At 42.8% G+C, this 25,408-nt stretch carries 20 protein-coding genes and 1 pseudogene; 13 read left to right on the forward strand and 8 right to left on the reverse strand.

The window, feature by feature from the left end; genetic code table 11:
• The first annotated feature begins 8 nt into the window (after positions 1 to 8).
• The 5 genes from HC643_RS24285 (at position 9) to HC643_RS24310 (ending at position 8,762) form a co-directional block, all read left to right on the forward strand.
• On the forward strand, positions 9 to 4,805 hold the full coding sequence (locus tag HC643_RS24285) for a two-partner secretion domain-containing protein (protein ID WP_167844745.1): 4,797 nt from the start codon (positions 9 to 11) through the stop codon (positions 4,803 to 4,805).
• A gap of 490 nt (positions 4,806 to 5,295) precedes the next feature.
• A complete protein-coding gene (locus HC643_RS24295; RefSeq protein WP_038081948.1) occupies positions 5,296 to 5,517 on the forward strand; it encodes a type II toxin-antitoxin system Phd/YefM family antitoxin in 222 nt (73 codons plus the stop codon).
• On the forward strand, positions 5,517 to 5,903 hold the full coding sequence (locus tag HC643_RS24300) for a type II toxin-antitoxin system VapC family toxin (protein ID WP_038081950.1): 387 nt from the start codon (positions 5,517 to 5,519) through the stop codon (positions 5,901 to 5,903). Before HC643_RS24295 ends, HC643_RS24300 begins: the two co-directional genes overlap by 1 nt.
• Before the next feature lie 28 nt (positions 5,904 to 5,931).
• On the forward strand, positions 5,932 to 7,329 hold the full coding sequence (locus tag HC643_RS24305) for an ATP-binding protein (protein WP_038081952.1): 1,398 nt from the start codon (positions 5,932 to 5,934) through the stop codon (positions 7,327 to 7,329).
• Entirely contained in the window at positions 7,323 to 8,762 is a 1,440-nt protein-coding gene (locus HC643_RS24310; RefSeq protein WP_038081954.1) for an ATP-binding protein, read from the forward strand. The genes HC643_RS24305 and HC643_RS24310 overlap by 7 nt, the downstream gene beginning before the upstream one ends.
• 221 nt (positions 8,763 to 8,983) lie before the next feature.
• On the opposite strand, the gene HC643_RS24315 is transcribed toward HC643_RS24310, so the two are convergent.
• Together HC643_RS24315 and HC643_RS24320 are read right to left on the reverse strand one after the other, a co-directional pair.
• Positions 8,984 to 9,454 carry a Spy/CpxP family protein refolding chaperone gene (locus HC643_RS24315; protein ID WP_038081957.1) on the reverse strand — a complete coding sequence of 157 codons (471 nt, stop codon included), beginning with the start codon at positions 9,452 to 9,454 and terminating at the stop codon, positions 8,984 to 8,986.
• A gap of 242 nt (positions 9,455 to 9,696) precedes the next feature.
• Entirely contained in the window at positions 9,697 to 10,602 is a 906-nt protein-coding gene (locus HC643_RS24320) for an AraC family transcriptional regulator (protein WP_038081959.1), read from the reverse strand.
• A 142-nt stretch (positions 10,603 to 10,744) separates the two neighbouring features.
• Here HC643_RS24320 and HC643_RS24325 point away from each other — a divergent pair, with 142 nt between their 5' ends.
• Entirely contained in the window at positions 10,745 to 11,128 is a 384-nt protein-coding gene (locus tag HC643_RS24325) for a thiol-disulfide oxidoreductase DCC family protein (protein ID WP_038081996.1), read from the forward strand.
• Positions 11,129 to 11,491: 363 nt separating this feature from the next.
• On the opposite strand, the gene HC643_RS24330 is transcribed toward HC643_RS24325, so the two are convergent.
• On the reverse strand, positions 11,492 to 11,911 hold the full coding sequence (locus HC643_RS24330; RefSeq protein ID WP_038086595.1) for a hypothetical protein: 420 nt from the start codon (positions 11,909 to 11,911) through the stop codon (positions 11,492 to 11,494).
• 388 nt (positions 11,912 to 12,299) lie between these two features.
• Between HC643_RS24330 and psbQ the strand changes: the two genes are divergently transcribed.
• The 5 genes from psbQ (at position 12,300) to HC643_RS24355 (ending at position 17,111) form a co-directional block, all read left to right on the forward strand.
• Positions 12,300 to 12,767: a photosystem II protein PsbQ gene (gene psbQ, locus HC643_RS24335; RefSeq protein WP_038086598.1), complete on the forward strand. Its 468-nt coding sequence runs from the start codon at positions 12,300 to 12,302 to the stop codon at positions 12,765 to 12,767.
• A 127-nt stretch (positions 12,768 to 12,894) separates the two neighbouring features.
• Positions 12,895 to 13,989, forward strand: a complete 1,095-nt coding sequence (locus HC643_RS24340) for an NAD(P)/FAD-dependent oxidoreductase (protein WP_038086601.1) — start codon at positions 12,895 to 12,897, stop codon at positions 13,987 to 13,989.
• A 197-nt stretch (positions 13,990 to 14,186) separates the two neighbouring features.
• Entirely contained in the window at positions 14,187 to 15,032 is an 846-nt protein-coding gene (locus HC643_RS24345) for an alpha/beta fold hydrolase (RefSeq protein WP_038086604.1), read from the forward strand.
• 743 nt (positions 15,033 to 15,775) lie between these two features.
• Positions 15,776 to 16,351 (forward strand): protoporphyrinogen oxidase HemJ, encoded by a 576-nt coding sequence (gene hemJ, locus HC643_RS24350; RefSeq protein ID WP_038086607.1) that lies wholly within the window; start codon positions 15,776 to 15,778, stop codon positions 16,349 to 16,351.
• A gap of 277 nt (positions 16,352 to 16,628) precedes the next feature.
• Positions 16,629 to 17,111 carry a hypothetical protein gene (locus HC643_RS24355; RefSeq protein WP_038086608.1) on the forward strand — a complete coding sequence of 161 codons (483 nt, stop codon included), beginning with the start codon at positions 16,629 to 16,631 and terminating at the stop codon, positions 17,109 to 17,111.
• Positions 17,112 to 17,312: 201 nt separating this feature from the next.
• Here the strand turns inward: HC643_RS24355 and HC643_RS24360 are convergent.
• Positions 17,313 to 17,982: pseudogene (locus HC643_RS24360) on the reverse strand (hypothetical protein).
• A 148-nt stretch (positions 17,983 to 18,130) separates the two neighbouring features.
• A complete protein-coding gene (locus tag HC643_RS24365; RefSeq protein ID WP_038086615.1) occupies positions 18,131 to 19,678 on the reverse strand; it encodes a hypothetical protein in 1,548 nt (515 codons plus the stop codon).
• Between the two features lie 333 nt (positions 19,679 to 20,011).
• On the opposite strand from HC643_RS24365, the gene HC643_RS24370 reads away from it, so the two are divergent.
• Positions 20,012 to 20,518, forward strand: a complete 507-nt coding sequence (locus HC643_RS24370; RefSeq protein WP_038086618.1) for a hypothetical protein — start codon at positions 20,012 to 20,014, stop codon at positions 20,516 to 20,518.
• Positions 20,519 to 20,945: 427 nt separating this feature from the next.
• Here HC643_RS24370 and HC643_RS24375 read toward each other — a convergent pair whose 3' ends face one another.
• A complete protein-coding gene (locus HC643_RS24375) occupies positions 20,946 to 21,092 on the reverse strand; it encodes a hypothetical protein (RefSeq protein WP_153021549.1) in 147 nt (48 codons plus the stop codon).
• Here HC643_RS24375 and HC643_RS24380 point away from each other — a divergent pair.
• Entirely contained in the window at positions 21,091 to 21,417 is a 327-nt protein-coding gene (locus HC643_RS24380; RefSeq protein ID WP_038086622.1) for a hypothetical protein, read from the forward strand. The two genes, HC643_RS24375 and HC643_RS24380, sit on opposite strands and share 2 nt — an antisense overlap.
• A gap of 579 nt (positions 21,418 to 21,996) precedes the next feature.
• Here HC643_RS24380 and hcp read toward each other — a convergent pair.
• Together hcp and HC643_RS24390 are read right to left on the reverse strand one after the other, a co-directional pair.
• Positions 21,997 to 23,547, reverse strand: coding sequence for a hydroxylamine reductase (gene hcp / locus HC643_RS24385; RefSeq protein WP_082051590.1), 1,551 nt, complete (start codon positions 23,545 to 23,547; stop codon positions 21,997 to 21,999).
• A 39-nt stretch (positions 23,548 to 23,586) separates the two neighbouring features.
• Positions 23,587 to 24,825, reverse strand: coding sequence for an RNA-guided endonuclease InsQ/TnpB family protein (locus HC643_RS24390; protein ID WP_050045131.1), 1,239 nt, complete (start codon positions 24,823 to 24,825; stop codon positions 23,587 to 23,589).
• Between the last annotated feature and the right edge of the window lie 583 nt (positions 24,826 to 25,408).

Genomic DNA, 25,408 nt, shown 5'->3' on the forward strand with positions numbered 1-25,408 from the left:
GAAATCTTATGTTTACGAAAAGCTGGCTCAGTTGGTTTTGGCAGTCGGGACTTGTGGGTTTGTTGACTTTAATGGGAGTGGGAGAGGGTGTGTTCGGGGGAGTTATATCGAAAACACTTGCTCAGTCTAACCAACCTCCCTCTGTAGGAACTGTAGTTACGGTTAACGGTAATGTCTTTGAAATTACAGGAGGCACGACCGTTGGTGGTAGGAATCTTTTCCATAGCTTCACTAACTTTAGTGTTCCTAGCGATCGTACTGCCTCCTTCCTCAATGACATCGGCATTGTTAATATTTTGGCTAGAGTTACAGGTGGAAATCCATCTGATATTCAAGGAACGATTCGGGCAAATGGCACCGCCAATCTTTTTCTCATGAATCCCTACGGGATTATTTTTGGACCTAACGCTCGATTAGAAGTCGGTGGCTCGTTTGTAGCCACGACTGCTAGTGCTATTCAGTTTCCTGGAGATAACAAATTTTCTCTCAATTCAACCGTTGACAGTCAAAATCCTTTACTGTCCGTCAATCCTTCTGCGTTGCTGTTTAACCAAATTCAAAATGCAGCCATAGAAAACAGGTCAACAGCAATTTCAGGTTCAAACTCAGTAGGAACAAATGTACTTGGTTTACGGGTTCCAGATGGTCGGAGTTTACTCCTGGTAGGTGGTGATGTGAATTTAAATAGGGGAAGGTTAAATGCTTTAGGCGGTCATGTAGAAATAGGAGGATTAGCAGGAGATGGAACCGTAGGTATAGACGTTGATGGTAACAATTTACGCCTGAGCTTTCCTGAGAATATAGCACGAGCGAATGTAACTCTTACAAACGCGGCTGAAGCTAATGTTGTTGCCGATAATGGTGGCAGTTTGACAATCAATGCTCAGAATTTAGAGCTTTCTGAAAACAGTTTCCTACGTGCAGGCATTAGAAGAGACTCAGGAGGAGTCAATAGTCGTGCAGGAGACATTACACTTGATGTTCCAGGTTCCGTCAAAATAGGGAACAGTTTTATCTTTAACAATCTACAAAGTAGAGCAGTTGGCAAAGGCGGTAATATCAACGTTAGATCTGGAGCGCTTTCCATAACTGATGGCGCTCAGATAGTCGCAGCTACTTTTGGTTCGGGAGACGCAGGGAGTGTATTGGTGCAAGCAGATGAAGCAGTATCTCTGGCTGGTAGAAACACGACTATCTTCAGCAGTGTGGAAGCAGGAGGGGTAGGAAATGGAGGTGGTATCAACATTACAGCAGGATCGCTGTTGTTGAATAACGGCGCACAATTGGTGACTGGCGTTAACGAAGCTTCTGGTTCTTTAGCCGCAGGACGTGGAAATGCAGGGAATGTAAATATCAATGTTCGCGATGCAGTGACGATAGATGGGGCAAATGGCATATTCCCAAGTGGAGTTTTTACCTCTGTCGAGCGGGGTGTAGTCGGCAATGGGGGTAACATTAACATTACGGCAGAGTCAATATCATTGACCAATGACGCGCAATTATCTGCAAGCAGTGCTGGGCAAGGCAAAGCGGGAACAATATCGCTGACAGCAAGGGGAGCTATTTCTTTTGGTACACCAGGCAGTGAAATAGGCAGTTCCGCATTGAGTACTGTGGATGCAGGAGCAGTAGGTGACGGTGGTGATATTAGGATTGCTGCAGAGTCACTCTCCCTTTTCAAAGGGAGTCAACTGGGAACAATTGTACGCGGTTCGTCTGGTAGTGTGCCTGGTGGTCGTGGCAATGCTGGAAATGTGAGTATTGATGTTCGCAATAGGTTGACCATCGCTGGAGTTGGTAGCGATGGACTCCGCAGTGGAATACTCAGCGGTGTAGAAACTGGAGCAGTTGGCAATGGTGGTAACATCAATATTCAAACTGGTTCAGTGTCTCTATTTGACGATGGTTTACTGAACGCCGATATGTCGGGACAGGGCAAAGCAGGTAATCTTTCTATTCAAGCTACAGATACTGTCTCCCTGAGAAATGCCCTTATTTCTAGCAGTCTGGGAAAGGGTGCAGAAGGCAAGGGGGGAAACATTCGCCTGAATGCTAGAGCGCTGTCTTTAACTGATGGCGCTCAGGTATCCGTCGCTACCTTTGGTTTAGGAGATGCAGGAAGTGTATTTGTGCAAGCAGATGAAGCAGTATCTCTGGCTGGTAGAAACACGACTATCTTCAGCAGTGTGGAAGCAGGAGGAGTAGGCAATGGGGGCGGTATCAATATTACAGCAAGCTCGCTGTTGTTGAATAACGGCGCACAATTGCAAACTAGCGTTTACGAAGCTTCTGGTTCTTTAGCCGCAGGACGTGGAGATGCGGGGAATGTAAATATCAATGTTCGCGATGCAGTGACGATAGATGGGGCAAATGGCATATTCCCAAGTGGAGTTTTTACCTCTGTCGAGCGGGGTGTAGTCGGCAATGGGGGTAACATTAACATTACGGCAGAGTCAATATCATTGACCAATGACGCGCAATTATCTGCAAGCAGTGCTGGGCAAGGCAAAGCGGGAACAATATCGCTGACAGCAAGGGGAGCTATTTCTTTTGGTACACCAGGCAGTGAAATAGGCAGTTCCGCATTGAGTACTGTGGATGCAGGAGCAGTAGGTGACGGTGGTGATATTAGGATTGCTGCAGAGTCACTCTCCCTTTTCAAAGGGAGTCAACTGGGAACAATTGTACGCGGTTCGTCTGGTAGTGTGCCTGGTGGTCGTGGCAATGCTGGAAATGTGAGTATTGATGTTCGCAATAGGTTGACCATCGCTGGAGTTGGTAGCGATGGACTCCGCAGTGGAATACTCAGCGGTGTAGAAACTGGAGCAGTTGGCAATGGTGGTAACATCAATATTCAAACTGGTTCAGTGTCTCTATTTGACGATGGTTTACTGAACGCCGATATGTCGGGACAGGGCAAAGCAGGTAATCTTTCTATTCAAGCTACAGATACTGTCTCCCTGAGAAATGCCCTTATTTCTAGCAGTCTGGGAAAGGGTGCAGAAGGCAAGGGGGGAAACATTCGCCTGAATGCTAGAGCGCTGTCTTTAACTGATGGCGCTCAGGTATCCGTCGCTACCTTTGGTTTAGGAGATGCAGGAAGTGTATTTGTGCAAGCAGATGAAGCAGTATCTCTGGCTGGTAGAAACACGACTATCTTCAGCAGTGTGGAAGCAGGAGGAGTAGGCAATGGGGGCGGTATCAATATTACAGCAAGCTCGCTGTTGTTGAATAACGGCGCACAATTGCAAACTAGCGTTTACGAAGCTTCTGGTTCTTTAGCCGCAGGACGTGGAGATGCGGGGAATGTAAATATCAATGTTCGCGATGCAGTGACGATGGATGGGGCAAGTGGTGCATTCTTTAGTGGAGTTGGGACGAGTGTAGGTCGGGGTGTAGTGGGCAATGGAGGTGACATCAACATTACAGCAGGCTCACTCTCATTAACTAATGGCGGACAACTAACTTCCAGTACTTCTGGACAAGGTAAAGCGGGAACAATTTCACTGACAGCAAGGGGAGCTATTTCCTTTGATGGAACAGCAAATAGCGGATTAGGCAGCGCCGTATTGAGTACTGTGAATGCAGGAGCCGTAGGTGACGGTGGTGATATCAGGATTACAGGTGATTCGCTGTCCCTGACCAATGGGGCACAACTGGCAACCACTGTTCGCGCTGCCTCTGATACCTTGACTGGTGGTCGTGGCAACGCTGGAAATGTGAGTATTGATGTTCGCAATAGGTTGACCATCGCTGGAGTAGATAGCGATGGATTTGCTAGTGGGATTTTTAGTCGAGTAGAAACTGGAGTAGTTGGCAATGGAGGGAACATAGGTCTTCAAACTGGTTCAGTATCTTTATTTGACGGTGCAGTGTTTAATGCCAATATGTTTGGACAAGGCAAGGCTGGTAATATTTCTCTTCAGGTCTCCGATATCATCTCCCTAAGAAATGCATCTATCTTCACTAACCTGGGAGAGGGCGCTGAGGGTCAGGGAGGAGATATTCAAATAACAGCCAACTCACTTTCTCTAACTGATGGGACTCAATTAGTTGCTAGTTCTCGCGGACGTGGAAACGCGGGCAATATCTTTATCAATGTCCGTGAAACTCTGCAATCTAAAGACAGTTCCATCTCAACTGCTGCCACCCAGTTTACAGGTGGCACTATTGATATCGCTGCTAAAAACATTCGGCTTCGTGGCGACAGCGATATTAGAACAAATGTTTCTATTGGCGCAAGCGGCGGTGGTAATATTACCTTAACTGCTAACTCTATCATCGCCTTTGATGACAGTGACATCCTCGCCTTCGCTCGTGATGGCAAAGGCGGTGACGTTATCTTTAATACTCCTGCCTTCTTCGGTTCGGGTTACAAACCTGCTCCAAAAGGTACAGATCCTGAAATTTTAAATAACAATAATCGCGTGGATATTAATGCTAGTGGATCAACATCTGGAATTATTAGCTTACCTGACACAAGCTTGATCCAAAACAGCCTGACGGAGTTACCAGAAAATTCAATTGATACCAACGCCCTGATTGCAAGTAGCTGCATTGCTCGTAGTAATCAACAAAAAGGTACTTTTGTCATTACGGGTTCTGGTGGCTTGCCTAACCGTCCTAGAGATGCCTCAGTATCGCTTTATTCCACTGGTAGCGTGCGTACTGTACCGAGCAATACTCGCCCATCTAACAATTCAATGATTCGTCAGTGGCAGAAAGGCGATCCGATTGTCGAACCACAAGGCATCTATCAACTTCCTAATGGAAAACTTGTTTTGAGTCGCGAATGCGCTCAGTAGTATTCCTTCCCGTAGTACTTGCGATCGCACTACTTAAAACTGTGCTAGCAATTCCGCTTATATACATTATTTGCTACAATCAAATGACATATTATGTCATAGCTAAATCGGTGAAAGAGGGTCGAATGGCATCATTTCGCTAGTGGACTATGGCTGATTGCTAGGCTAAACAGCTACCCGATATCTGTGTTGTGAATTTTGAAAGTTCCTTTCGACGTGCTATGCAGTCCTCCAAGTTTTAGGTTGAGATCGAGTTTACGGATATTCGGGTAAAATCTGGGCTGATGTATATAGTAACCACATGTCGTTATTGGGATGATAAACATGGTAATCGCAGTGGTAATGTTAAGTTAGCCATTGTAAATTCTCCAGTATTAGGTTAACAGATGAGATAAGACGTCTGGTTCACAAAAACTTTTTAGGAATGAAGTTGTTTGGCATTTCTAAAATACCAATGTCAAAATTGATTTATGAGTAAGAGGTAACAGCCATGCAGGAAGTAACTCTCGCTGAAGCATCTAAAAATTTGCCGGAATTAATTGAAGCTGTGAAGAGTGCAGAAGAAATTGTCATTACAGAAGACAATCAGCCAGTTGTCAAACTCACTCTATTATTGCCTGTTAAGCGTCGTCGTGCAGGAAGTGCTAAAGGTTTGATTACAATATCTGATGATTTTGATGAACCGTTAGAAGGTTTTAAGGACTATATGTAATGAGGCTGTTAATAGACACTCATATCTTTCTTTGGTATATTCTAGACGAACAGAAGCTCAGTATCACAGCACGGACATTAGTGGATGATAACAATAACGAAATTCTACTAAGTACACCTAGTATTTGGGAAATGGCGATAAAGCAAAGCACTGGTAAACTTGGCTTAAAACAACCATTTCATGAATTAATAGAGCAGCAACTCAGTTTAAATGACTTCTCTGCGCTAAACATCTCAATCAACCATCTTGCTGTTGTTGTTACTCTTCCTTTTCTCCATCGCGATCCTTTTGATAGGCTTTTAATTGCACAATCTATTGTCGAAGAAGTGCCTATTTTAAGTGCCGATTCAGCCTTTGATGCCTATTCAATTCAGCGACTTTGGTAATTAAAAATATTTTTATAAAGGAGTTGCCATGCTGCACGATTCCAATCAAATGACACTGTTTCCTAAATTGCCAAATGATGCATTGGAGGAAATGAAGCAGCACGGTACGGAAATAGAACTCGATATAGGTAATGTTCTTTTTAATGAAGGTGATTCCAACTATAGCTTTCATGTCGTTCTAGAAGGTGAAATCGAAATTGTCAAGAAAGTGGGAAATGAGATGAGAGTGCTCGCTGTTCACCGCACCGGTGAATTCATGGGTGAAATTTCAATGCTGACCGGTGCAAGTTCTATAGCTACCGCCCGTGCGATCGCACCCAGTCGGGTTTTACGAATTGAAGTCGATATGTTCAGACATATTCTCGCTGAATGTTCGCCTGTGGCTGACACAATTCTCACAGCTATGGCTGGACGCACTCAGGATGTGGAAGCACAGCTCAGACAACAAGAGAAGATGGCTGCATTGGGTAAAATGTCAGCAGGGCTTGCTCATGAATTGAATAATCCAGGGGCGGCGGCGCGACGAGCATCGTGTCAATTGCGCGAGAACTTTCAAGAGTTGCAAACTTTATCTCTACAACTTAATTTACTTTCTAAAGAGCAAATTAAAATTATTACCGATATTCAACGTCAAGCTACAGAAAAAGCAACTTGTGCAGCTAAACTCGATCCCCTGACTCAAAGCGACAGAGAAGACGAAATTACAGACTGGTTGGAAGACCATAATGTTAGCAATGGGTGGAAGCTCGCCCCCACCTTGGTCAATGGCTTCCTCGATACAGAAAAGCTTGATTTCCTTGCTGACAATATACCTGAGGATTGTCTTGGCAGTGTTCTGAAATGGCTCGAAGCTTCACTAGCATCTTACGGGCTGATTGATGAAATCGAGCAAAGCACAACTCGTATTTCCCAGTTAGTCAAAGCAATTAAGGGCTATTCCTACATGGATCGAGCACCCTTACAGGAAATCGATATACATGAGGGAATTGAAAATACTTTACTTATCCTGCATCATCGGCTCAAACACGGAGTCATTATTAACCGCAATTACGATCGCAATCTCCCAAAAATTTGTGTTTATGCGGGTGAACTCAACCAAGTATGGACAAATTTGATTGACAATGCCATAGATGCAATGAACGGCAAAGGAGATTTGACAATTAGCACGTGTAAAGATGGGGATTGTATTGTGGTAGAAATCATTGACACGGGAGTCGGTATTCCGCTAGCAATTCAATCCCGAATTTTTGAACCGTTTTTTACAACTAAAGGGGTAGGGAAAGGGACTGGTTTGGGTTTGGAAATTGCCTATCGTATTATTGTTAACAGACATCACGGTAAAATTAGCGTTAAATCTCAGCAGGGCCATACCTGCTTTCAGGTTCGTTTACCTTTTGTAACAGCGACCGGCGACCAGTCATGTTAGATACCAACACTTTACGTGAAGTTCCGCTCTTTTCCAAACTATCAGATAAACAGTTACAATGGTTGCTGGACGAAGGAGTAGAAGTATGGCGGCAACCTGGTGAATTACACCGTTCTGAGGGTGACCGTGCTGACCATGTTTTTATACTGCTTGAAGGTCAAATAAAAATTACACAGAAAATTGGCAATCAAGAAATTTTGTTAGCGATTTATGATGCAAAGACTCTGTTTGGGGAATTGCCTGTTTTGATGGGACAAGAGTATTTCTGGGCTAGCGGTCGCGCTGTAACCCAGTGTCATATTTTTCAATTGACTAACAAAACATTTTGGGAAATGCTTTCTAGCTGCACTTGTGTCATGACTTCGATTCTACGAACAATGGCGGAACGTTTGCAGGAAGTACAGACAATATCGCAGCATCGAGACAGATTGGTATCGCTGGGGACGTTAGCGGCTGGTTTGGCTCACGAGTTGAACAACCCTGCTTCTGCATGTCGCAGGGCTGCGGATCGATTGCGTCAAACAAGACAGGTATTGCAACCACTGACAATTAAGCTCAACCAGCAACAAATGACTTGCACCCAAAAAGTTTTTGTTGCAGATTTGCAAAAAGATGCCGTAGCCCGTGCAAGAACAGCAGCAAAACTAGATCCGCTCGCGCAAAGTGATTTAGAGGAAGAACTCGTGCAATGGTTAGAAGCACACGCTGTAACCAATCCCTGGAAACTTGCCCCAACTTTTGTAACATCAGGGTTAGATATTGAGTGGTTGGAAAATGTTAGAAAAAATATCAGTGAGGGGTTACTGAGTAGCGTGTTGACATGGATAGATGTGACGCTGCAAGAAACTGGTTTATTGGATGAAATAGACCAATGTACTGCACGAATTTCTACCCTTGTTGAAGCAGTCAAAGATTATTCTTACATGGATAAAGCACCGCTTCAGGAAATAGATTTACATGAAGGAATTGAAACTACTTTAACAATCTTAAATCACAAGCTCAAGCGAACTTGTGTGGAAGTTATTCGGGAGTTTGATTGTGAAATACCCCGCATTTTTGCTTATGGAAATGAACTCAATCAAGTTTGGACGAATTTGATAGATAATGCGATTGATGCTTTGGTAGCAGCGACTGAAGAAGGGAGCATGGGGGCTGGTGACAAATTATCCCAATCCCTAAGCCCTAAAATTTGGATTCGTACAAATTGTGAGAATGACTTATTGTTAGTAGAAATTGCAGACAATGGACCTGGTATTCCTCAAGAGATTCAGTCTCGCATTTTTGAGCCATTTTTTACGACTAAAGGTGTGGGTCAGGGGACGGGTTTGGGTTTACATATTGTCTATCGCATTGTTGTAGGACAGCATCAAGGGGATATTCGGTTGTTTTCTCACCCAGGAGATACTCGGTTTCAAATCAGATTACCAATATGAAGCTTTTTCAAACATCCTCTTACAAGTCGAGACAGATAAAGTCGTGGTGAAACGCCAATTGGCACATAACTAAGTAGCAAGGCAGAAAATTCCCAAGTATATAACGAAAAGTAAAATCTTTGTATTTGGCTCGTAGTAGTGCTGTCTGTGCTTGCAATAAGGTCGTCGAAAGCATACATTGCAACTAGAAACCATTGATGATGATGATTGCACCCACTGACTTATGTAGGAAATCCACCAGGGTTTTCTGGACGATCTTTGTGCATTTGCTCGATGCGATCGCGTATGAGTTGTTTTTGTTCGGAAGTCAGAATCTCAGAGATTTTTTGCTTTTCTGAGTCTATGGCTTCCCGTATTTGTTGTTTTTGCTCCTCAGATAAGCCGATTGACTCCATTGCTTCTGGCGGTTTCTGACCTGCTTCAAAAGCTTGTTTTAAGGTATTGCGTTGTTCTGTTGTAAGAATTTCGTCAAACTTAGCACGCGTCTGTTCTCGAACTTCTTTCAGTTTATCCTTTTGCTCTTCGCTGAGATTAAGCTCCTGAAGATCTGGTGGTCCTTGCTCTGAAAGGAGAATACCTTGTCTTCCTGGATTTTGCCCTTGACCTGGTGGAAATTGTGCCCTGATTGCAGATGTACTTATAATAGTAGCTGTTGTAGCAAGAATTAATACTGATATATACTTGAACTTCATCCGAACTCCTAAATATTTTTACGTAGAAACTCGTTTTTGGTTGTTCCATGTTTTCATCCTACAAAACCCCACGCGGATATACATGGTACTGTGTCTCTAATTTCATCTAGTGCTTTATTCCTAATAAGTTATTGCAAAATATAGAACTAAAGACTCTGGATATTCCCTTCTCTCTAGATGTATTACCCATGACAAACATAGGGGAGGCTATCCCACCCTATGGTACTGAAAATTTTCTACAATTAAATTTTCACTTGTTTTCGATAGGCTTTAGGTGTCGTACCTATTATTTTCCGAAAGACATTTGTAAAGTGGCTCTGACTTTGAAAACCGACTTGCTGGCATATTTGATCTATTGCTTCTTCAGTCTTCAACAATAATCTTTTGGACTTTTCTATTCGTGAATTTAAAACATATTGGTGGGGTGAAAAACCTGTTGATTGTTTGAATAACCTTGAGAAATGGTATATGCTCATGCCTGCTACTGCAGCAATTTCAGTCAAGGTTAAATCTTTTTCTAAATTTTGATTGATATACTCAATAGCTTGTCGTAATTTTACATTCGAGAGACTTTCTGATTGTGTAGCAATTTTTGTAGAAGAAACAGCGTACTGTTTTAAAATGTGAATGCAAAGAGTTGTTGCTAAAGATTCTATATAAAGACGGCTACCTTTATCTGGCGATTCTAGTTCTGACTTAAGTGCCAATCCTATATGATGAACTAATGGGTCCGGGGTAGCAAAATGAGGTAGTATTTCTATTTGGTGCAAATTCACAGAGTCATAGAGAGCGCGGGTAAACATGATCTCTTCCAAGCTCAGAACCAAAAATTCTACCTCTGAGTCCCAAGTGAATTTATGATGGGTGTGTGCTGGAACCACTGCAACATCGCCATAGTTAATGCGTTCGTATCGCATATCGCCATTCAACGTCCGTTTGGCACTGAATGTCTGTTTTTCCAAGCTAATACCGATCGCATACTGTTGGGGGCTGTGTTCTGGCGTCTCATGAGCAGGCTGCAAATGATGATCTAAACGAATGCATTCCCAATTAGCACCGTAGCTTGAAGCAAGAGGAGATCGCGGTAAAATTTTTGCATATGCATCTTCTCGAGCAAAATTCACACTTATGACTTTCTCTTGTGGCATCGTTTTTTCCCTAGAAACGATTGCTGGAGTGCGAGTTACCTTGTATTTGACCTTTTCAACAGCCCAAAGCGGTGCATGGAAAAGAAAAAAACTTAATGCTAAAAATATTAACACACTAAGCGTTCAAACACCTACAGAGCTAATGAGTTATTTTGTAATCTACGACGGCAACTGCAATCTCTGTGTCACCCTCGTGCAGATACTGGAAAACCTTGATGGAGGAAAATTGTTCCGTTACATTCCCATGCAAGACGAGCAAAAGGTTTCACAATGGGGTATTACCCCAAGCAATTGTGAACTAGGCATGATCCTTTTAGACGCAAACGCTCCTGAGAGACGGTGGCAAGGCAGTGATGCTGCGGAAGAAATTGGAAAACTTCTACCCAATGGCAGTATCTTTGTAGATGCTTATCGTGCATTACCGGGAGTCAAATGGGTAGGCGATCGCATCTACGAACAAGTTCGCGACAATCGTTACACAATTTTTGGCAAGCGTTCTAGCACTTATGTGTCGGATAAAGGCTAATTGCTAATTGCTAATGGCTAATTGCTAATGGCTAATGGTGAGACCAGCCCTGGAGGCGGGTTTCCCGCCGTAGGGGACTGGTGAGACCAGCCCTGGAGGCGGGTTTCCCGCCGTAGGGGACTGGCGAACCCGAAGGGCGAACCCGAAGGGTTAATGGTGAGTCCAGAGAAAACAGGCGGTGAGTCCAGTGCTGCAGGCGGGTTTCCCGCGCCCTAGCAACTGGCGTATAGCCCTGGCGGGCATAGCCTGCGGCATCGCGGAGCGTGTGCCTTGCACATAGCGTCTGTGCTCCTGAGATACAACGAAGGGCTAATAGTGCAATTAGCCATTAGCTATTAGCTATTAGCCATTAGCTATTAGCCATTAGCCATTAAATATTTCTAAGACTTGGCGACAAAAAAGTTTTAGTTTGTCGCCAATTTCTGGGGTGGGTTCGGATACACCCACAAAATTCCAGTTTTCTACTGTAGAAAGTCGCCACTGTTCGCCAAGATGGTTGAAACCTGAAACTTCTAGCCCGATTGCACGATGTAAATTGCTAACAGGGTCATGATAAAACCGTATCTGAATTAAGATGCTGCGGCTTTGCCAGGATTTACTAATACCTGGAAAATGAAAGCCAATGTCTATGGAATCTGGATCTATTAATTCTCTAGTTTGGGGATCGTTTCTCCAAGGTTTGAGGTCAGATCTAGCATCTGGAAACTCAAATTTAAACAAGTTAACGACTGTAGCAATCTTGCTGGCGAATTCAAGGTTTTTTGCCATCTCAGCTGCATTCACGAATTAACTCCTCTGTTGCGTTGACTCCTATAAAGATGTGAAGAGAGATAAGCACCAGTAAGGCTTGTTGTATTTCATGTTATATATTATACTAAATATCAAGAAGTTCTATGTCCGGGCAACTTTACATGAGATTTTCCTGACAATTGCTGTGGCTGGAGTTCCAAAAAGCTTAGTCTGATACTTTTGGAATTAAATTATATATATTAAGCAATTGTACTTAAATTTTTCAAGAGAAAAGCAAAAATTGGCCTTTTGGTAGAGTAAGGTGAAGGACTGTTGACGGATTTTCAGCAAAATCCCTTGCAGACAAGAACGAGAAGATACCGTGGCGATATAAAATGTCACTGAGTAATTGGCAAAAACAGGCAAAATACAACTTTAGGTTATGGCGCGTTATCGCTCAATTCTGTCAGTGGTTCTTGTATTGTTGGCAACATTCTTGGTTAGTTGTGGCGGTCCTTCAGTCGCAACAGCACCTCCAACGTACACTCAAGCTCAGGTAGAGAAAATTCAAACTTATGTCCCTGAAGTTCAGGCTGTTAGCGATCGCGCAGCTGAACTGCAAAGACTGATCCAAACAAAACAATGGGTAAAAGTTAGGAATTTTATCCACGGTCCAATGGCAGAAGCACGGTTGTCGATGAATTACATCACATCCAATCTGCTACCCCAAGACCAAAAATCGGCTCGAGAGAACGTGAAAAATTTGTTAGACCACCTGGTTAAAGTTGACCAAGCTGCTGAGGTCGCAAATTATCAACAAGCTGTTATCAACTCTCAAGCCGCTTTTAGCGATCTCGACAAATTCCTCAAACTTGTTCCTCAACCCGGTACTCAGGCTGAGGAGAGTTAGGAGTGGTAAGGTGAAGGAGTAGACGAGGAAAAGGGGACAAGGGGGACAAGCAGTGTATGGTAGAATCCTCTCCCTTGTCTCCCCCCTCTCCCTTGTCTCTCTTCCTCCCCTCTTACTGCTAAAAGAGATGAAAGTATTGATTGTTGGTTGTGGTGTGGTTGGAGCCGCAATTGCTTATGAACTCAGCCAAGTTAAAGGGCTAAACATCACTGTTGTTGACCGCCAACCACCTGCTCAAGCCTCTACAGGCGCAGCGTTAGGCGTTTTAATGGGTATCATTAGCCAAAAAGTGAAAGGCAATGCTTGGCGAATGCGTCAAACCAGCCTGGAGCGTTATGAGACCCTTGTTCCTGAATTAGAAGCTCTGACTGGTCGTAAAATTCTTTTTAATCGCCAAGGCATTCTCAGTCTTTGCTTGTTGGGGGATAACACAACTGAGTGGGAAAAGTTGCAAGAAATTCGTCACTCTCAAGGTTTCCCTTTAGAAATTTGGGATGTAGAAAAACTCAAGCAGTTGTGTCCTCAAGTTGACAGCGACAAAGCTATCGGCGCTGTGTACTCTCCTCGCGATCGCCAAATCGATCCTACAGCACTGACGTTGGCTTTGGTTGATGCTGCACGCCATCACGGTGTGACTTTTCAATTCGGTGTTGAGGTTTTGGGTATAGAATCCTTGGAAAGGGGAAGCGATCGGAATGGCTATTACCTTGCGACAACCGAAGGAAAAATTCCTTGCGATTGGTTGGTTATGGCAGCAGGGCTGGGTTCATCTCCTTTACTGGCACAATTGAAGCAAGCGATCGATATCCGCCCGGTTTTAGGACAAGCTTTACAAGTACGCTTGGAATCTCCTTTGGGAAATCCAAACTTTCAACCAGTTATCACCGGACATGATGTCCACATCGTTCCCGTGGGTGGTGGGGATTACTGGATCGGCGCAACTGTAGAATTTCCTACCGAGAGTCAGGAGATACTAGCCGACAAAGAACTGTTGGAATCCGTCAAACAACAGGCGATCGCATTTTGTCCCGAACTAGCATCAGCCACAGTCACCCGTATGTGGTCGGGATTGCGCCCGCGCCCCGAAGGACGCCCTGCACCCGTTATCGGTCCGTTACCCGGATGCGATCGCGTCCTGTTAGCAACAGGTCACTACCGTAACGGCGTTTTACTTGCACCCGCAACTGCTTGCGCGATTCGTGAGATGATTGAGAAATTATGAATTATGAATTATGAATTATGAAGTAAATACCATTAATAAATTGAGGGTGTAAGAAAATTATAATAAACATTTTTTCCATCAATAATATTGGGAGGCTCAAGCCAGATATAAACTGTTTTTTATCCTTCATCTTTTTTTGGTACAATTTTCATACTTTTTTAAAGTTTGCCCCTTTGCGTGAGGCATTTTAAATCAAAATGACAATAACAGAAAACAAAATTCAAGCAGGATCTTTAGAGTGGTTTTATCGTGAATCTGAACCTGTTGGTAGAACAGATTTGCTTCCCGTATTGTTATTACACGGTTTAGTATCACAAAGTTATAGTTGGCGTAATATAATGCCAGCACTGGCACAACAAGGAACCAAATCCATTGCACCCGATTGGATTGGTTTTGGTTTTTCAGCCAAACCAGAAAAAAGAGATTTTGCTTACACACCCGATACTTTTATTAATGCACTAGAAGCATTTATCAAAGCCGTAGAACTTGAACGATTTTCTCTTGTTGTGCAGGGCTTTTTAGGTTCCGTTGGACTGCAATATGCTTTGCGACATCCAGAACAAATAGCCAATGTAGTCATCTTGAATGCACCAGTTACCAAGCAGGCAAAATTACCTTGGAAAATTCAACAAATGGGATTGCCACTAGCAGGTGAGATGATGACTCAAGATCCCTTACTTGTCGATCGCACCCTAGAAGGCGGAAGTCGATATGTCATACCCGAAAGAGATTTGGACGTTTACCGCAAACCTTATTTAAAAAGTTCCGCTTCTGGAAGAAGTCTTTTAGCAACGATTCGCAATTTGCAGTTAGACAAAGCAATGGCAGAAATTGAAACAGGTTTTCCACAATGGCAACAGCCTGTTTTACTTCACTGGGGTACGACAGACCCCTGGTTATCGGTAGACATAGCACAAAATTTTGTCAATACCCTACCCCAAGGTGAATTAATCAAACTAAATGGTGGAGGACACTATCCTCAAGAACACCATTCAGAGCCGATTCTTCAAGATCTTTTGCCCTTCGTGCGCGTTAAGGGATAATACCAAATCCGTTTTTATCACCCCAATAAGCCCTAGTGATTAGAAATCACGGCTATACAAACGAAGTCCCTCCGGGTTCGCTAGTTCCCTACGGCGGGAAACCCGCCTGCAGGACTAGACTCACCGCCTGCGCGGACTCAATTATAAAGGGAGTAGAAGACGCGGATTTATTAGTATAAGAAATTTCTAGTTCCCACCCCTCACCCCCCGTTCCCAGGCGGAGCCTGAGAATGGAGATGCTGAGGCTCCGCCTCAGCAAGCATTTTCCAACCAACACCACAGCTACCCCGAAAAATATAGCCTTTCTCAGTCTCATGAGGTACACCCCCCTTTCATCCCCCCTTGGTAAGGGGGGACAGAGGGGGGTAATTTTTGTACCTCACCAGGTTGAAATTTGCTGTAAGTAGAAAGGCGCAAAAAAACCGAAGTATGTAACAAAAAGTAAATTTAGCTAAAAACCTTTTCCCTTCTGCCATCTGCCATCTGCCATCTGCCTTGTCATGACAACAATTTTTAATACCGGCTTACTTAACAAGTGATAAATGGCAAACCTCAATCATTAATTTTTCTGACCATTTTCTCACCTTCAATTTGATTTCCGTACAATATTCTTCTTAGTGGAACGGCACAAGCGAGGTTTAAGGGGAAAAAGTGCAGTTTCATAAATTCAGATAGGATTGCTACATAGCACCTCGAAATCATTAACTTGTGCCAAAACAATCCTTTGACGGAGACAAAGATTCATGGCTTATTCTTGGTTTAAGGCTTTTCACATTGTTGGAATAGTAGTTTGGTTTGCTGGTTTGTTCTACTTGGTACGTCTTTTTATCTATCATGTAGAAGCTAACGAAGAACCAGAACCCGCACGGACGATACTAAAAAATCAGTATCAAATCATGGAAAAGCGCCTCTACAACATCATCACCAATCCGGGGATGTTCTTGACGGTAGCAATGGCAATTGGTTTATTAACCACCGAACCGGAAGTTCTCAAGCAAGGTTGGTTGCACGTCAAATTAGGATTGGTGCTTTTGTTGATAGGATACCATCATTACTGCAAGCGCCTGATGAAGCAACTGGCAAAGGATGAATGCAAATGGAGTAGCCAGCAACTGCGAGCGTTGAACGAAGCACCGACAGTCATGTTGGTGGTGATTGTCCTGCTAGCGGTGTTCAAGAACAATCTTCCTACCGATATTACTGCTTGGGGTGTTGTTGGTCTTGTAATTTTTATGGCAGTCACTATCCAGTTATATGCAAGAAAGCGTCGCCTGGATAAAGAAAAGCTAACAGAACCAGTCGCACAGCAGCAAACTTAAGCTGCAATCCCAACTTTTTTAGAATTCACCGCAAGCCCCCTTTCTAAGGGGGTTTGGAGTATCTGTAGAAATCCTCAAAATACCAGTAATGCGGAGTTGCATTCAAAGACATCACTTATTGATGGGACAAGGGAGACTGGGGGGACAAGGAAGATAGGGGAGACAGGGGAGAAAGTACGATGTATGAACTCAACTTGGTGTTACCCCCGGATACAAAATAGTAGTAATATAAATTTAATTAAGAAATGTAAAAAAATAGATTTAATACTTCATCAGTATGTCAGATAAACCATTGGGTCAACCCCGTCCCCTGTGGCGCGTGATTTTCTTCTCTGGAATTACCCTATTGCTTTACTACGGGTGGTACAAGTGGATTATTCAAGAAGAACTAAGGCGCTATAACGGTTATGGTTGGTCGGGAACGCTCTGTTTAGCACCGTTTGTTCTTGGGGTAGTTGTTCCCCAATTACTGCGGATATTCGATCCAGATGTTCCGGGATGGTTTGGTTGGTTTTCCTTACTTGGGGTCGTTTGGATTTATATCGTGCAGTTTAAGTTGTACCAAACAGTCAACAAACTTTACCGTCAAGCTGGAATGAAAGAACCTTTGGTAGTTTGGTGGTTGTTTGTACCTGGGTTAAATCTGATTGTCGGCTTAAGACAAATTCACTTTTTAAGTCAATTCTGGGCACGAGAACAGGGAATATTGGTTAAGGATGCTTTGGCTGAAAATATTCCTTTATTTTCAGCGAATGCGTAATACTATGTGAAGTTGCACATTATTGCCCTCACATTAGAAATGGAATGGCACGAAGAAAAGGCAGAGGGCAGAAGGATGCAGAGGAACGTGGTTCTAAGTTTTAAGTTTATTAATACTTGCCACCATAATTTTCTGCATTTCTTCAACTTCATTGCTAACAGGAGTGAATAGTAGGACTTACGCATTGACAGAAAGTTGATACTATGCAGTCAAGCCCAACTTCTGTGTTAGGTGTTCTAAAATAAAGTCACGAGCTACTTGAAGAGATAAATTCCTTTGGATTTCATACCAATTTTCAATTAACTCTTCGGAGCGCATTAGTTCTAGTTGTGTAAAAGCTCGAATTGCACTAAAAAAATGAGTTCTAATTGCTTCAGATGTCCTCACCCTTACGGGTTCGCCAGTCGCTACAACGGGGGGAACCCCCGCAACGCGCTGGCTCACCATAAATCGACTAATGCCACACACTTGTTTAATATCCCTGTGGTAACATTCAATACCCCAATGTATTGAATGAAGTTCCCTAAATTCTGTTTTAGTAATTGTGTCAAGTACATCTTTCTCAGGGATATACATAATGTAATATCGTTTTGTTTCGTTTTTGAAACTTCTTTGAAAGACCTTCACCTGACCAAAACTTTTCAGATACACTATTAAACCAGATTAAGTTAATTTTTGGGCTAACTTCATCAAATAAATCCTTGGGTTCATATCGCTCACGTAGCAAAAATCTATTGACGCTATCATGAGACAAATCTTCCATGATATCTGCCAAACGTGTACAGCCGTGATATCTTGATTCTGCCAACAGAAACAACGTAGAAGTATTGAGATCGCACTTGGCGCTAGATGGCTTGGTAGTCGCTCTAATGGTTTGAACCCCTAAATATGCTCTGGACGTAAATTATGCGTCTTTCCAGTCCAAGAGTGATTAACGATCGCCTGTTTTTTCCTAATTTCTTTTACTTCATTGTTTGTCTAATTTGTCAATGCGTAAGTCCTAAATACTTAAAAAAGTTTTAGGGCTTAGATTCGTCTGTTTTTCGCAGGGCATTAGTAACAGCACTACAAGTTGCTTCTGCACCAAATCCCCAAGCTAGGATGGCAAAATAATCCCTCAACCCATTAGCCCCAAAAGTTGACTGCTCCAGGTAAAGTTGATTAAAACCTGTACCTGCCAGAAAAGCGATCGTAGTCAAATAACCTATAAAGGAGAAGAGCTGTAACCTCTGGTTCGGGTTGGGTATTAATGCTGTAATTACCTTTAAAATTGGATTTTCCTCAGCCAGGAAAGATGAAGCTTCATTAACAGATGGGGCAGGTGTTTCCCCAACTGCCACAGTAGGACTAACAGACGTATTAACTCCTACAAACTTGTCCTGCCCAGGTTTAAATTCTCCGACCTTGTCGAACCCTAAACTTTCCTCAATTTTATGTTTTAGTTCTTGGAAAGTTATAGTAGCCGCAACAATTTCCTCCTGTATCACCTGTAGTTCAGGTTGAATGAGCTGTTCTGAAGGTAGAAGGTTGCTCAACTGCTGCTTGAGATTGGTAGCTTTGTCCTGTAGGTTTTGCAGTGTATCTCGAGCGGTCGGTTCTAACTGGCTAGGCTTGAAACCATCAAGCAGTTGCTGAAAATCTATGAGTTGATGAGTAACTTGTATATAATTTAAGTAATGTTGATATAAACGCATAATGTTTTCTGCTAATTCTTTGGGATTGGCGAAGTTTACTACTCTGCTAAGCGTGTCTTTCAAATCGCGCTGGATTGCCTGAATGTAACGAGTGTGCAACTCCTGTCGGGGTAAATCTGCTAGTTTTTTTTCCAAATCTGTTCCCAACTTGCACACCACTAGCCACTCTTCCCTCTGGCGAAACCATCTCCCCCAAACATTTCTGGCTTCCGTAATTGACTGTCTAGCTGCTTCTATTTGCTTGGTGTCCCGCGCCAGTTTAGCATCTACTAGGTGAGTGGAGATGCGTGATGCAAATGAGGCAGGAATTTCTCGATCGCTTTCAAACTGTGTTCGCAAACTTTCTAAGTCCACAGTAATTTCATCAGTTGTTCTGCCCCAACGGCTGTAGCTGGAGACAGTTGTTCCCAAAATCACACCAAATACAAGTACGGCAAACGGCAAATACCAGGGGTCTTTAATCCGAACAGTCACGGGAACCAAAACCTCGTTTCCCTGGTAGCTGAGCAAGATATCACCCTGAAACTCACCGCTTGGAGCTTGCTGTAATTTAAAATTCACAGGAAAGTTTTGTAGGCGATCGACATTGACTTGGTCAATAGTTTCAGGAACTGTAATCAAGCCTTTAGGAAAGACGCGCTCGCGATTGGTGTTATACAAATCAAAAGCATATATGCGTAAGTTAGTAACAGGGGCAGTTGAACGCACGGTTAATATTCTGGTTTCAAGAGCATCTGTTCCACGAGTTCCTACCACTGTTAGCGCCTCTGGTTTGAGCAGCACTTTAGCTTCTGCTAGGGCGGGAGCGCCAGATTTAAATCCTAGGGTTAATACAGTCAAACTCAATAAACTATATCGAAAAATTTGTTTCATATATGCTGGGTGGATTTGCTGAAAAAGGAGAATAATTAGTAAGGATTCAGGTCTAATATTTAGCTGTTGATGGCTTAGTAGTTGCTCTAATCGTCCGAACCTTGAACAAAGACAAGTAAATTATCTGTTTTTTACGCCTCTGCTAACAAGCGATCGTTTGTTTTTTTCTGCTTTCTTTCTCTGCACTTATTGTTTTTTTTGTCAATGCGTAAGTTCTACAATTTAGAAAATTATCAATCTGCCTTACAGAAACTTGAAATCCCAACATAATGCTGTCAATATCATGTCAGTTATGCTAAACCTATCTGAAAAATTTACTCTATCAATCTATCCATGTCGAAAATTCTGCTAGTTACCGTTGGCGGTTCTTTCCAACCCATGGTTACTTCAATCCGCAGCTTGCAACCCAATCGCGTCATTTTTCTTTGTTCTGACGGTGACAATGGTAGCAACTCACAAGTGATTGGAGAAGGAACCCCTTGTGAAGTCCGACGCGGAACCGAAGTTATTGAAAAGTTACCAAATATTCCCACACAAGTTGGATTGGGAGAAAGCTTTCAAAGCGATCGCGACCTCATTTTGATTCAAAATCCCGATAACCTCTCAGAATGTTACCATCATGCCTCATCCTGCATTCGCACTTTGCAGCAACAAAACCCAGAAGATGAAATCATTGCTGACTACACTGGCGGGACAAAAACTATGTCTGCTGCTTTAGTTTTAGCCGCCGTTGATTGTCACATTCCCCTATACGTCACTATCGCCAACACGAGGGAAAACTTGCTACCAGTGAAGCGAGGAGAAATCACGCAAAGAGTGGATACCAGTTTTAGAGATTAGGTTTCTCAAATAACTGACTCTGATGCTGAAAAATTTTAAGCCCTATTGGGTGAAAATTGCCAATCACATGAGATTTTTCTGTAGTATTACCTTACCTACGTGCAGTTCAAAAATCAAATGGAAGTTCTATTAGGTTGGTTCTGAGAGAGACTGTGCTTTGATAGAGCGATCGCTAACCGTTTGTGATTGAGAAGTAAAAGACAACAGCTTTAAGCTAAGCTGATTAGCGATCTCGACCCCAAAATTTCCTATTTTCGACCAGAGGAAACGGACTTAGAGAAATGGCGGCAAAAAGTATTGGATATGAAGGGGGAAGATTGAAAATACAGTACACTAGTATTATAATAAAGCCAACTTGTGCGGAAATTTCCGTAGAAAAGAGTCAATGAGGGAGTATTACAAAGCTCGTGCCGAAGAAGACTAAGATTCAGAAGGAGTACGCTTGACGGGCTGTGTACTCACCTGTTATTGTCACCTCAATTTGCAGCTTGCAACCAAATCGCGTCATTAGTCTTTCAACGATGAGCACCATTCTTTGACTGGCAAAACCTTTACACTTTGAGGATAACATCATGAGCCAATCACCGATAACAGTCACCTATTCATTAGAAGAAGTTTTAAAGCAGATGAATCAGAAGTTAGACAACCTACACAAAGATGTTAACGATTTTAGGACTGAGACTAAGGTAGCCATTGAATCAGTTAAGGGTGACAATAAAAACATTGATACAAAACTGACTAATCTCGAAAAAACTGTTGATGAGATTAAAGTAGACACGAAGAAAAATACAACCGACCTAGCGGACTTAAAAGGGTGGCGTTCGCTCATTGCCCCATTTTTTGTAGCCGTAGTTGTCGCCGCCATCACTGGATTGATTAATTGGGCAATCAGGAAATAATCCGGGACGGGTAGCGAGTGTTCTTTACTCTAGCCCATTACTTAACAATAGCAATGATTTCATAGACTTGTAATTTTGGTAAACCACAAACTTTCGGAAATGAACCTAAAAATCAGGGTTTCAGCCTTTGCGAACAAGAAGGTAAACAGCATTGGTTTAAAGAAGATCTCATTGAGGTAATTAATGACATCGCCTGAAATCCTCAATAATTCGTTGTTGCGTGAAACCCCTCCATTTATGTGAAATGTCAGTATTTTCAACAGGGTGTATAAATAGACTAGTCCAAACAAGAGAAAATCAAGTGTAGCATTTCCTAGTCTGCTGAGGTACAGATATATCTGCGTCCATCTGCTATGGGCTGCAGTTAATTATTTCTTCGGTGTACCTCAAGACATTGGAAATTGCTATATACCTCATTCTGTTGCCAGACAATTGGTAGACGAGCGCAGTTGGGTTGTCGCGATCGCCATGATAATACCAATTTAAACAAAGAATGCGACAGATAGTAGGCACAAATCCAGCCTAAGTAGGACTTTCTCAATCCACGTATCTAAAATCTAAAATCCAAAATGGTATAACTTAACTAAGACAAGCAGCCAGATCGGCATCTGGAGTTGTGGTAGGCATGAGGTGGTACTTCTCAGACAGCAGCTTGAAAACGTTGGGTGAAATAAATGCTGGTAGAGTTGGACCCAAACGGATGTTTTGAATCCCCAGATAGAGTAGGGTGAGTAGAATAGACACTGCTTTCTGCTCATACCAAGAGAGAATCATTGATAGTGGCAGTTGATTCACGTCTACATTAAAAGCGTTCGCTAATGCTAGCGCTATTTGAATTGCAGAGTAAGCATCATTACACTGACCTACATCCATTAATCGGGGTAAACCATTGATGCTTCCTAACTCTTTGTCAAAGAAGCGGAATTTGCCGCAGGCTAGTGTCAGTACGATACAGTCTTGGGGTACTTTTTCTACAAAGGTGCTGTAGTAATTACGACCCGTTTTTGCTCCGTCACAACCACCAACTAAGAAGAAGTGGCGAATATTTCCCTGTTTGACTGCTTCTATCACCTCTCCAGCAACACTTAATACAGCGTTACGAGCAAACCCTGTGGTCACTGTACGCAGTTCGCCATCTTCAGCAAATCCAGGCAGTTGGAATGCTTTTTGGATAACGGGTGTGAAGTCTTCAGTTTCTAAATGGAAAAGCCCCGACCAGCCTACGGGACCGAGAGTGAAAACCCGGTCTTTATATGAATCGTGGGGTGGCATTAGGCAGTTGGTTGTCATAACAATTGGACCGGGGAATTGGGGAAATTCTTTGGTCTGATTTTGCCAAGCGGTACCGTAGTGTCCGTAAAGATGGGGGTATTTTTGCTTTAGTCCTGGATAACCGTGGGCGGGTAGCATTTCTCCATGAGTGTAAATAGAAATGCCAGTTCCAACGGTTTGTTTGAGTAATTCTTCTAGGTGTTTGAGGTCATGACCCGATACTAAAATAGCTTTGCCTTGTTTTTCATTGAGAGGGACTGCGGTAGGAATGGGGTGTCCGTAGCTCAGGGTGTTACCTGAATCAAGGAGTTCCATTGCCAGGAGGTTAATTTCTCCTAATTTAAGCGCCATTGCAACCCAGTCATCTAGGGTTTTATCTTGGGAATCTAGGGATGCAAGAGCTTCATGGCAGAAGGCGTATACTTTATTGTTGTATTGACCTAACCTTGCTGCATGATACGCATACGCTGCAATACCTTTTAAGCCGTATATAACAGTCAATTTTAGCGAGAAGATATCGGTATTTATGGCAGATTGACTGATGAAGTCGTATTCAGCGTCTTTGCCTTGTTGAGTTAAGCCTTCTTTGGTTTCTGCTGGCGTAAAGCAAGCTAATCCAGACCATTGTTGGGATTTACCAGTTAATTGAATTTGGGATTTAATCTTTTCTCGTAAAGCAACACTTTTATAAATATAGTCAACAAATTTATCGCTATCAAAGTTAACATTGGTAAGAGTAGAAAACAGGGCTTCACACGCAAAAATATCGGCTTCCCGACAGGAAATGCCCAATTCATGTGCGGAAAGTGCTACTTGCCCCAATCCGCGCAAACTATGAAGTAGTAAATCTTTTGACATACTCACCGGGCTGAAGCCACGGTGATTCTAGTTCATGGTTCACAGAAGTCCACTTGCTATATCGAGTTTCCCTTCAATAGTAGAGGCGGTCTTCTCCCCATGCTTTCCCTCGCAAGAGGCGGATTCTTCTTGCCCAGAAGTACCGTTTAGTTGCCACTCAGTACCGAGTATCTTCATTCCTTTTTGCAAAATGTTCAGAGCCGCATTGGTATCTCGGCATAGTTCAATTTTGCACTTAGGACAGGAATGCGTTCTGGTACTGAGAGATTTTTTCACTCTATGACCGCAATTAGAACAATCTTGTGATGTGTAGTTAGGTGACACCGCCACAACTGCTTTGTCCCAAATCTTGCCATAATAGTCTAGCCATTGAGTGAATTGATACCAACCAGCATCAGAAATGGACTTAGCCAATTGATGATTTTTTACCATATTGGCAATCTTTAAATCTTCATAGACAACCACATCGTTAGAGTGGACTACGCACCGAGCTTGCTTAATTGCCCAGTCTTGACGCTGCCTCTGAATTTTTAGATGGATTTTACCCAGTCTTTTCCTTTGTCTGTGATAGTTTTTTGATTGGGGTTTAGCACCCTTGACGAATTTCTTACTCAGACGGCGTTGGGCTTTCTTTAATCGCTTTTCTGACGAACGCAAGAATTGTGGATATATCACGGCATTATCGTGTTGATCTTTGGTGAAAAACTTTAACCCCAAATCTAACCCAACAACGTTACCCGTATATTTTCCTGTTTCCTTGCGGTCAGCATCAAAGCAAAACTGAGCATAATAACCGTCTGCTTTTCTAATTACTCGCACCCGATTAATCTTTAATCTGTGCAAGTCTTCTTGAGTTTCATTGTTGCAAAATATAGAAAAAGTTCCAGCCTCAAAGCCGTCAGTGAAGGTGATTGATTTACAATCACTTGATAACTTCCATCCCGAAACTTTGTACTCTACCGAGCGGCAATGTTTTTTGAATTTTGGATAGCCTTTCTTCCCCGAACCTTTTTTGCATCGTGAATAAAACGTAGAGATAGCAGCCCAAGCCCGTTCAGCACTAGCTTGTCTAGCAGCAGAGTTTAACTTCTTTGCGAAAGGAAACTCTGCTGCCAAATCTTTGCATAAGTTGTACAAAATAGCTTTACTAACTCCTTTATTGTCCATCCAAAACCGTACAGCTTTATTTCTAATAAACTGCGTTGTTCTGATAGCCTCATCAAGGGCTAAGTATTGCTCTTTGGTTCCGTTTTTTAGCTTGGCTTCTCTTACTATCATGTCCTGATTATAACATATTTTATCTGCTATATTGCTAGATAAAATAATGTAAAGCCGTCCTTGAAGGACGGGGCTTTAAACCCAGTTTTTTGGTAAAGCATCTACTTCCGGGCTTTTACCACACGCGCCCCGTTGGAAGCATCCTTCTCCTCTCGTTGTTTGTTCGCACTGGTTGCAATACATCTTGTGTCTCCTGTTAGCTTTGTGTGACCTAAATTAGGTATTTGATTTAACTCAAGAGCTATTGTGGATTGAGATTGTGAGTTTGTTGTGAGGTTAGAATTAGGTTAAGTAGGTCGGTATTAAAAATTGTCGTCATGACAAGGCAGAGGGCAGAAGGGAAGAGGTTTTTAGGCTTCGTTATATAATTCGGTTTTTTTGCGCCTCTCTACTTAGAGAGTGGAAACATAGCAAGCTCTGTCAAAGCGCTGTTGCTTCAACTCCAAAAGACTGTCTAAAAGTCCTGTAATTTTGTAGAAAGTTTTAGCGATGCGGCACAGCAGTTGCTACGCGATCGCTCTCAATCGGTAGTTAAATAAACATATCTGTCTCTATAGCAGTTCGTGTAGGAGTTACAAACACC

Origin of the sequence: Tolypothrix bouteillei VB521301 (assembly GCF_000760695.4) — a bacterium.
Lineage (GTDB): Bacteria > Cyanobacteriota > Cyanobacteriia > Cyanobacteriales > Nostocaceae > Scytonema > Scytonema bouteillei_A.

Bases quoted from the DNA above. Each gene is read 5' to 3' on its own strand.
- HC643_RS24325 (WP_038081996.1), top strand. From the start codon at position 10,745: ATGAGTTATTTTGTAATCTACGACGGCAACTGCAATCTCTGTGTCACC.
- HC643_RS24285 (WP_167844745.1), top strand. From the start codon at position 9: ATGTTTACGAAAAGCTGGCTCAGTTGGTTTTGGCAGTCGGGACTTGTG.
- HC643_RS24310 (WP_038081954.1), top strand. From the start codon at position 7,323: ATGTTAGATACCAACACTTTACGTGAAGTTCCGCTCTTTTCCAAACTA.
- HC643_RS24390 (WP_050045131.1), bottom strand. From the start codon at position 24,825: ATGATAGTAAGAGAAGCCAAGCTAAAAAACGGAACCAAAGAGCAATAC.
- HC643_RS24345 (WP_038086604.1), top strand. From the start codon at position 14,187: ATGACAATAACAGAAAACAAAATTCAAGCAGGATCTTTAGAGTGGTTT.
- HC643_RS24295 (WP_038081948.1), top strand. From the start codon at position 5,296: ATGCAGGAAGTAACTCTCGCTGAAGCATCTAAAAATTTGCCGGAATTA.
- hcp (WP_082051590.1), bottom strand. From the start codon at position 23,547: ATGTCAAAAGATTTACTACTTCATAGTTTGCGCGGATTGGGGCAAGTA.
- HC643_RS24365 (WP_038086615.1), bottom strand. From the start codon at position 19,678: ATGAAACAAATTTTTCGATATAGTTTATTGAGTTTGACTGTATTAACC.
- HC643_RS24300 (WP_038081950.1), top strand. From the start codon at position 5,517: ATGAGGCTGTTAATAGACACTCATATCTTTCTTTGGTATATTCTAGAC.
- HC643_RS24305 (WP_038081952.1), top strand. From the start codon at position 5,932: ATGCTGCACGATTCCAATCAAATGACACTGTTTCCTAAATTGCCAAAT.
- HC643_RS24355 (WP_038086608.1), top strand. From the start codon at position 16,629: ATGTCAGATAAACCATTGGGTCAACCCCGTCCCCTGTGGCGCGTGATT.
- HC643_RS24370 (WP_038086618.1), top strand. From the start codon at position 20,012: ATGTCGAAAATTCTGCTAGTTACCGTTGGCGGTTCTTTCCAACCCATG.
- HC643_RS24375 (WP_153021549.1), bottom strand. From the start codon at position 21,092: ATGATGTTATCCTCAAAGTGTAAAGGTTTTGCCAGTCAAAGAATGGTG.
- psbQ (WP_038086598.1), top strand. From the start codon at position 12,300: ATGGCGCGTTATCGCTCAATTCTGTCAGTGGTTCTTGTATTGTTGGCA.
- HC643_RS24340 (WP_038086601.1), top strand. From the start codon at position 12,895: ATGAAAGTATTGATTGTTGGTTGTGGTGTGGTTGGAGCCGCAATTGCT.
- HC643_RS24320 (WP_038081959.1), bottom strand. From the start codon at position 10,602: ATGCCACAAGAGAAAGTCATAAGTGTGAATTTTGCTCGAGAAGATGCA.
- hemJ (WP_038086607.1), top strand. From the start codon at position 15,776: ATGGCTTATTCTTGGTTTAAGGCTTTTCACATTGTTGGAATAGTAGTT.
- HC643_RS24315 (WP_038081957.1), bottom strand. From the start codon at position 9,454: ATGAAGTTCAAGTATATATCAGTATTAATTCTTGCTACAACAGCTACT.
- HC643_RS24380 (WP_038086622.1), top strand. From the start codon at position 21,091: ATGAGCCAATCACCGATAACAGTCACCTATTCATTAGAAGAAGTTTTA.